The sequence below is a fragment of the Nitrococcus sp. genome, from assembly GCF_059432795.1.
The window spans coordinates 1-7,952 of the sequence record NZ_JBXWZQ010000059.1 but is presented as its reverse complement, the minus strand read 5'-3'; the positions used below and the strand labels follow the sequence as shown (position 1 = coordinate 7,952).

Below are 7,952 nucleotides of genomic sequence, written 5' to 3'. Positions count from 1 at the left end.
GAAGCGTCTCCCGCTGACCCGCGCCTGCCGCTCGAGCGCGCTGGCGAAGGCCTGTTGCTGCCGCGGATAGACGACCGCCTCGGCGTATCGGTAGAGCTCGATGTCAAGCCGGTTCGCCCTTCGCAATAAACGAAGATTGCGCGTGTCCTTAATGATCTCATCGCGCACAACGCCGTTCTTTGCCGCGTTGACCCGCTCACTCGGCGTTCGCGTCAGCCGATGGAGATTCAGGGCGCGATTCAGCATCAGCAGCGATTCATCCATTCGCTCCTGCAAACCGGTAAAGCTGATATCGTGCTCGAGCATTCGCAGCGCCTGATCAAGATCCGCCGTGCCGGCGAGCGCCCGGACCTGCCAATCATGATTGGATTCGTCGCCGATCCAATCCTCGAACGTGCATTTTATGGTGCCGAGATGCTTCCGGTATTGGTAATGTGAGATGCTGCGCTGAATCGGATCGCGCAAGAACGTGTAATAGGAGAGTTTCGGGAATTTTATTCTGAGGTCGCTGTATGCTTTTATGCTGTGCCCGGCGATGCTGCGCAAACGCGGATACAACCAAAGTAATCGATGCAAATCGGCCGCGCTGAAATAATCCGCATCGTCACGCCAGCGTTTCACGTCACAATGCTCAATGCCGAACGCCCGGCGTAATTGGTGTTTTATTGCTTTGCCGGCGGTTTTTTTAATATGAATAAAAGCTACGATGTCCATAGTGATTAATCACCACAATCATGGGGCGATAAGCCGACGATTTTTCAGGGTCCGCGCAGGCATCGAACGCACCGTCGCCGCACTACAGTGGGCCGCATTCAACGGATAAAGCGCGGAACGACTCGACTTATGCCAACACGCCGATGATCAACAGTCCCAGGCCAACCAGCGCCACACCACCATGCAGGATGACCATGAACACCGGCGGCCACTCACGCTGCAGCCGGAAGAGCAAGATGAACACGCCGCCGATCACGGCAAAGCTGAAAAGGAGCATGGCAGAGTTGACCGGCATCGCCTGCGAGCGCGCGAACACCGCGCTGCCCAGCAAACCAACGCCGCTCAAGCCAACGGTCCCGTGCAGATATCCAACGGATGCCGGAAAACGGCGTCGCCTCACGACGGCAACAGCCAACGTCAGGCCACCGGCTGCTGCGACCGCCAGTACCGCCAGGGCGATTGAAAGCATTGTTTTGATACCTCATGGTTGTGCGAATTGCCGTGTATCGGAAGGGGTGCGCGCACGCTTCGGCAACCGCCCGGGGATCGACATTCCGCGACACGACGATACACTGGATAGTACGTGAGGTCCTCAAAAGGGACCCAAGCGTACCCCAGACGGCAACCCCGCAAAGGAGGCCCGTATGACCCCGAAAGGCCAAAAGCCGGCGCTGCATTGTATCCTCCCACGGCGCAGAACCTCCAAATCACCGATCGCTGCTTCCTAGGGACGGCATCGCAGGTGATTCGCCCGGGCGGTGCCGCAACCCGGGGCCCAGCCCCACGCACCGCCGGCGAACGCTGTAGGCATGTTCCTTTGCCTTCGGTCGACTTTCGGGAGAGAAAGGGAGGTTCGCCATGAGCGTGTTCGACAATCAATATTTGCGCGGCCATGAAGCAGTCGTCTTCGGCTGCGATGCCGAAACGGGCCTACGCGCAATCATCGCCCTGCACAATACCCGCCGCGGACCGGCCCTCGGCGGCTGCCGCATGTGGGCGTACGAGAGCGAGGAGCAAGCCCTCGAAGACGTGCTGCGCCTCTCCCGCAGCATGACCTACAAGGCCGCCATGGCCGACCTGCCCTTTGGCGGCGGCAAGGCGGTGATCATCGCGGATCCGCAACGCGACAAGACAGAAGGTCTGCTGCTCGCCATGGGGCGGTTCGTCGAAAGCCTCGGCGGGCGCTACATCACGGCCGAGGATGTCGGAACGAGCGTCGAGGACCTCAAGGTGCTCGCCAGAGAGACGACACATGTCGCCGGGATCGCCGACCGCCTCGACGCTGACGGCAGGTGGCGCAGCGGCGATCCCTCCCCCGCCACGGCGTACGGCGTGTTGGTGGGCTTGCGCGCCAGCGTGCGGGAACGCCTGGGCCGGGACGAACTGACCGGGACTCGGGTGGCGATCCAGGGCCTGGGTCATGTGGGCTGGCATCTGGCGGCGTATTTACGCAGCGCCGGCGCCCGGCTTTGGGTCACCGACATTCGCGCCGAAGCGCGTGAGCGCGCGGCCGCCGAACTCGGGGCCACGGTGGTCGAGCCCGATGCAATTTACGATCAGCCTGTGGACGTATTCGCCCCCTGTGCGCTCGGGGGCGTACTCGACGAGCAGACCATACCCAGACTGCAGGCTCGGGTCGTTGCGGGTTCGGCCAATAATCAGCTCGCCGCCGATGAGCACGGCGAAATGCTGCGGCGACGGGGCATTCTCTACGCCCCGGACTATGTCATCAACGCCGGTGGCCTCATCGATGTCGCGCATGGCTTTGGCGAATACGATCCCCGCCAGGCCCGCCTGCATATCGAGCGCATCGCCGAGACATTGGGTGAGATTTATTGGCGGGCGCAACACACCGCCAGCCCGACCAACTGCGTGGCCGATCGCATCGCCGAGGAGCGCTTTCAGCGGCCGCGCACGGTCGCGGCGGCCTGAAGCGCAACTCTCGCGGCCGCCGTGACACGGGCGCCGACAAGGAGCCCAGACCCGGGGAGGGTTGTACGCGACGTGACAATCAGTATCGATGACGTGCGGCGCGCGGCCCAGGCGATCGAGCCGAGCATCGTGCGCACGCCCTGCTTGCACTCACGCACGCTGTCCGCGATCTGCGGCGCGCAGATTTACCTTAAATTCGAGAACCATCAGTTCACCGCCGCATTCAAGGAACGCGGCGCGCTGAACAAGTTGCTCGGCCTCTCCGCGCACGAGCGCCGCCGAGGGGTGATTTCCATGTCGGCTGGAAATCATGCCCAGGCGGTCGCCTACCATGCGCAGCGCCTGGGCATTCAGGCGACGATCGTCATGCCGGTGCACACGCCGAACGTCAAAATTGCCAATACGCAGGCGTTCGGCGCCGATGTGCGTCTGGAGGGCGAAGGCGTGGCCGAGGCGGGCAAGGTCGCCGCGCGGCTTGCCGAGGAGAACGACTACGTTTTCATTCACCCCTACGACGATGAGGCGGTCATCGCCGGGCAGGGAACCATCGCGCTGGAAATGCTCGATGATTATCCGGATCTCGAGGTGCTGGTCGTCCCCATTGGCGGTGGCGGTCTGATCGCCGGCAATGCCATTGCCGCCAAGGCCCTCAATCCGGCGATCGAGATCGTCGGCGTTCAATGCCGGCGCTTTCCCTCGATGCAGCAGGCCCTCGTCGGCGCGCCCGCCTGCTTTGGCCTGGCCACTGTCGCCGAGGGCATTGCCGTCAAGGAACCGGGACGCATCACCCTGCCGCTGGTGCAGGAAAATATCAGCCGCATCGCCCTCGTCGACGAACCCGAAATCGAAAAAGCCATCCTGATGCTGCTCGAGATCGAGAAAACCGTGGCGGAGGGCGCCGGCGCCGCCGGTTTGGCCGCGGTGCTCACGCAGGCCAAGCGCTATCGCGGGCGCAAGGTCGGACTGATCATCACCGGCGGCAATATCGATCTGCTGCCCTTGTCCTCGGTCATCCAGCGCGGTCTGGTCCGTTCGGGCAGGATCGTGCGCCTGAGGGTCGGTGTGCCCGATGTTCCCGGCTCGCTTGCAGACCTTACCCGGCTGCTTGCCGAGCACAACACCAACATCATCCAGATCGCCCATCAACGGGCGTTCACCGATTTGTCGCTGCGCTCGGCCGAGGTGGAAGTGACGATAGAGACCCGCGGCCACGAGCACACGGAGGAAGTGCTCGCGGCGCTGCGCGCGGAAGGCTACGACCCCGTGCTGCCGGATGCCGAGCCGCACCCCGACGAGCGGCACATCGACCACTGACCGAGGCGTCCGCCCCCGACCGCGCTTTACCGCGCCCGCCTCCTTCAGCAACACTGGACGGGATGCTCCCATTGGCTCGCCGCGCCGCGGCAATGGCCGCGCCGAGGAGGATCCAGACATGGCGCACAGCAAGACCTTGCCCGACCTGGAAGCGCTGTCAGAAGGGTTTCGGCACAGTTATCTGGGCTACGAGGCCCTCTCGCGGCAGCTGCACAGTTGGGCGCGCGAATATCCCGATATCGCTCACCTCGACAGCCTGGGGCAGACGCCAGAGGGCCGCGAGCTCTGGCTGCTCACCCTGGGCCCAAGGCCGGCCCATCGCCGCCCGGCGGTATGGGTGGACGGCAACCTGCATGCCGTGGAGCTCGCCGGCTCGAGCGTGGCGCTCGCGATTGCCGAGGACGTGCTGCGGCTGCACCTTTCAGGTGACGATCGGCTCTCGCCGGCCGTCCGCGAGAGCATCCTGGACGTGCAGTTCTACATCATGCCGCGGATCTCGCCGGACGGCGCCGAGGCAGTGCTCGCCGGCGGACGCTACGTACGCTCCGTACCGCGGCCGAATCAGCAAAGCAGCGCGCCGCGCTGGCGCACCGCCGATGTGGACGGCGACGGCCGGGCGCTGATCATGCGCCAAGAGGATCCGACGGGCGACTTCGTCGAATCCACCACCGTACCCGGGCTCATGCTGCCCCGGGAGCTCGGCGATCCGGGGCCGTTTTATCGCATCTACCCTGAGGGGTTCATCGAGGACTTCGACGGCCACCACATCCCCGTGCCCGCCTTCCTCTCGGACAATGCGACGGATCTCAACCGCAACTTCCCGCACGCCTGGGCGCCGGAGCATCAGCAGGGCGGTGCCGGTCCCTACCCGACGAGCGAGCCCGAATCGCGGGCCGTGGTCGAGTTCGCCGTTCGGCACCCGAATCTGTTCGCCTGGTTGAACCTGCACACCTTCGGCGGCGTTTTCATCCGGCCGCTCAGCGATGCCGGCGACGCCGCGATGGATCACTCCGATCTGCTGCTCTACCGTCAAGTAGCGGCCTGGGCCGAGGAGCTCACGGGCTATCCCACCATCAACGGCTTCGAGGAGTTCACCTATGAGCCGGGCAAGCCGCTGCACGGTGATCTCACCGATTTCGCCTACCATCATCGCGGCTGTTTGGCGCTGGTCTGCGAGCTCTGGGACCTCTTCGCCCGACTGGGCATCGAGCGCAAGGTCCCGTTCGTGGATCATTACACCCATCTGACCCGGGAGCAGCTCATCGATCTCGCCCGTTGGGATGCCCGCCACAATGAATCGCGTCTGCTGCACCCCTGGAGACGTACCCAACACCCGCAGCTCGGCGCGGTCGAGGTCGGCGGGCTCGATCCGCGTGTGGGCATCGCGAATCCCCCTTACGAGACGCTACCCGAGCTATGCGCCGCGCAAAGCGCCCTGTGGCTGCGCGTCGCGGCGCTGGCGCCGCAGCTTCGCATCGAGCGGCTGGAAGCCGTGCCGCTGGGCGACAACACTTACCGCCTGAATCTCACCGTCGCCAATCACGGATATCTGCCCACCTACATTCTCTCCTCGGCGCGCCACCTGAGCTGGAACGAGCCGCTGTATGCCGAGCTTGCCACCAGCGGCTGCGCGCTCGTCGACCACCACGACCGCCGCCGCGAGATAGGGCATCTCGGCGGCTGGGGGCGGGGCCTTTTCGGCGCCGCAACCGTGGTACCCTACCCGCGTAGCCAGGGGGAGGCGCCGCGACGCAGTCTGAGCTGGGTTCTGCAGGGTCGCGGCAGCGTCACGGTACAGGTCGGCTGCGGCCGGACCGGCTGGCTGAGCGCGCAGGTGCAAATCGGCTGAGGCACCGCGGCGCGATCGCAGGCCAGGCCGCCCCCCGGCTGCGAAAGCGCGTACGATGACCGGTACGCAGGAGGCCATCTTTGGATCCATTGAGCGCCCTCGTATCGACCATTGCGCTGACACTCGGCGTCGGCTGGGCCAGCGGTATCAATCTCTACGCCACGATCCTGACCCTGGGTTTTTTGCACAACGCCGGTTACATGAGCCTGCCGCCGGGCCTCACGGTCTGCGCCGACCCCGTGGTCATGGCCGCCGCGGGCTTCATGTATTGCGCGGAATTCTTCGCCGATAAAATCCCCGGCGTCGATAGCGGCTGGGACACGCTGCATACGTTCATCCGCATTCCGGCCGGCGCCGCTCTCGCGGCCGCCGCGGTGGGTGACGTCGCGCCGGCCGTGCAGATCGCGGCGGGCCTCGTGGGCGGCACCCTTGCCGCCGGCACGCATGCGCTGAAAGCCGGCGGGCGCGTGTTGATCAACACCTCGCCGGAGCCGTTCAGCAATTGGACCGCCTCCGTGCTGGAGGATCTCGCCGTGGTCGCGGCGCTGTGGACCGCGCTGCAGCATCCCTGGCTGTTTCTGGCGGCGCTCGCGGTCTTCGTGCTGCTCGCCGTGTGGCTGCTGCCGAAAATCTGGCACGGCATCCGCGGGCTGTTACGCGCGCTCGCCAGGCTGTTCCGGGCCGGCCCCGCTCCACAGACCACGCCGAGCGCCCCGCGGCTGCCACCGCCGCGGCGCAGGCGCTTGCCGCCTTGAGGAAACCGCCTCGTGGCCCATGGGTACTTCCAATGCGGCGTTGCCGCGCTGATCCGCTCCACCGCGGATAGACGTTATCTCCTGCTGCAGCGCGCGCGCAGCAAGGATTACGCGCCCGGCGTATGGGAATGCGTCACCGGACGACTCGAACAGGGCGAGAGCTTCGAACAGGCCCTGCATCGCGAGGTGATCGAGGAAATCGGTACACCGGTGCGGCTGCAATGCGTGCTCGGCACGACGCACTTCCATCGCGGCGCGCCGGAGCCGGCCAATGAAACGGTAGGCGTGGTTTACGGTTGTGTTCTGGACGATGCCGACGCCGTCGCCTGCAGCGACGAGCACGAAGCGCATCGTTGGGTCACCGCCGCGCAGGCGCAGAATCTGCTCAGCGCCGACGATCCGAGCACGCGCTGGATGCGTAGCATCATCGAGCGCGCCGAGGCGCTGTGGCACCACTTGCCCCAGCACTGGGCGAGGCTCGCCGAACACCATGGGCTGGAGACGGATACGTGAGACGAGCGGCGCGCCCACGCTCTATACCGTCCGGCGGCTGCGTTTCTGCCGGAAGCCGCAGAGCGCCTCGCCGTTCAAGCTTTTGCAAGCCGCCGCCTTTGTCTTTTCTTCCACCACACGATCATGCCCGTGGCATAAAGAAACATGGGAAAGGCACCACAGACGAAAACGACCGTGCGGCCGATCAAGCCGAATGCTTCGCCATTGTGCAACGGGAACATCCATATTAGGAATCGGTCGCCGGGGCTCAGGCTTGCGGGCTCCTGGCGGTAAACCACTTCGCCGCTGTATTGATCGACCCAGACCTGCGAGCTACCGGCTGTTTTGCGCACCTCGCCGGCTTGGCGGAAAACGATTTCGTACGGCCCTTGGTGGTTCTCTGGAAAATAAATACGCTGCAATTCAGCCTCGGGAAATACCTGCCTCGCTGAGTTTACCGCGCGATCCATCGTTATCGGCCGCCCGGCCGCCTGTCCGCTCGCCGCGAGCGTTGCGGCGGGATCGCTCAGCGGCGAGACGCTGTCGACCAGCGGCCTGACGTACTGAGGAAAAACCATGTAAACGCCGGTGAAGGCGATAACGGCAAGGATCAGCGCCACGCAAAACCCGCCAAGCTTATGCAGATCATAGAAAAAACGAATCGGGCTCGTCCCGCGCTTGACCGTGAACGCTCTGCGTATCTGGCCGCGCCGGGGCCACCAAAGATACAGCCCGGTCACCAGCGCGCTGAACAAGAATAGCCCCAGAATGCCAACGGCTGTCTCCCCGGCGGCACCCAACCACAGCGTGTGGTGCAGTTTATACAGGAAGGACATCAAATAATGGCCGTACTCGCGCCGGCCGAGCACTTCCGCAGTATAGGGGTCAATCGCGAT

8 protein-coding genes are annotated in these 7,952 nt (G+C 64.7%); 5 read left to right on the top strand and 3 right to left on the bottom strand.

Annotated features, from left to right (window positions below; translation table 11 throughout):
- Nucleotides 1-714: sulfotransferase family 2 domain-containing protein (locus AC52Q4_RS04875; protein ID WP_495535683.1), on the bottom strand; the 714-nt coding region annotated here is incomplete at its 3' end.
- Between the two features lie 127 nt (nt 715-841).
- Nucleotides 842-1,183: a hypothetical protein gene (locus tag AC52Q4_RS04870; protein ID WP_495535682.1), complete on the bottom strand. Its 342-nt coding sequence runs from the start codon at nt 1,181-1,183 to the stop codon at nt 842-844.
- 389 nt (nt 1,184-1,572) lie between these two features.
- Between AC52Q4_RS04870 and AC52Q4_RS04865 the strand changes: the two genes are divergently transcribed.
- The 5 genes from AC52Q4_RS04865 (at nt 1,573) to AC52Q4_RS04845 (ending at nt 7,077) form a co-directional block, all read left to right on the top strand.
- Nucleotides 1,573-2,646 carry a Leu/Phe/Val dehydrogenase gene (locus AC52Q4_RS04865; protein ID WP_495535681.1) on the top strand — a complete coding sequence of 358 codons (1,074 nt, stop codon included), beginning with the start codon at nt 1,573-1,575 and terminating at the stop codon, nt 2,644-2,646.
- A gap of 72 nt (nt 2,647-2,718) precedes the next feature.
- Nucleotides 2,719-3,960 (top strand): threonine ammonia-lyase, encoded by a 1,242-nt coding sequence (locus AC52Q4_RS04860; protein WP_495535680.1) that lies wholly within the window; start codon nt 2,719-2,721, stop codon nt 3,958-3,960.
- Between the two features lie 118 nt (nt 3,961-4,078).
- Nucleotides 4,079-5,809: a M14 family metallopeptidase gene (locus tag AC52Q4_RS04855; protein ID WP_495535679.1), complete on the top strand. Its 1,731-nt coding sequence runs from the start codon at nt 4,079-4,081 to the stop codon at nt 5,807-5,809.
- A gap of 80 nt (nt 5,810-5,889) precedes the next feature.
- A complete protein-coding gene (locus AC52Q4_RS04850; protein ID WP_495535678.1) occupies nt 5,890-6,564 on the top strand; it encodes a DUF4126 domain-containing protein in 675 nt (224 codons plus the stop codon).
- Nucleotides 6,565-6,576: 12 nt separating this feature from the next.
- A complete protein-coding gene (locus AC52Q4_RS04845) occupies nt 6,577-7,077 on the top strand; it encodes an NUDIX domain-containing protein (RefSeq protein ID WP_495535677.1) in 501 nt (166 codons plus the stop codon).
- Between the two features lie 74 nt (nt 7,078-7,151).
- On the opposite strand, the gene AC52Q4_RS04840 is transcribed toward AC52Q4_RS04845, so the two are convergent.
- Nucleotides 7,152-7,952, bottom strand: an 801-nt coding sequence (locus AC52Q4_RS04840) for a PepSY-associated TM helix domain-containing protein (protein WP_495535676.1), incomplete at its 5' end; no start/stop codon positions are given.

Bases quoted from the DNA above. Each gene is read 5' to 3' on its own strand.
- AC52Q4_RS04870 (WP_495535682.1), bottom strand. From the start codon at position 1,183: ATGCTTTCAATCGCCCTGGCGGTACTGGCGGTCGCAGCAGCCGGTGGC.
- AC52Q4_RS04865 (WP_495535681.1), top strand. From the start codon at position 1,573: ATGAGCGTGTTCGACAATCAATATTTGCGCGGCCATGAAGCAGTCGTC.
- AC52Q4_RS04855 (WP_495535679.1), top strand. From the start codon at position 4,079: ATGGCGCACAGCAAGACCTTGCCCGACCTGGAAGCGCTGTCAGAAGGG.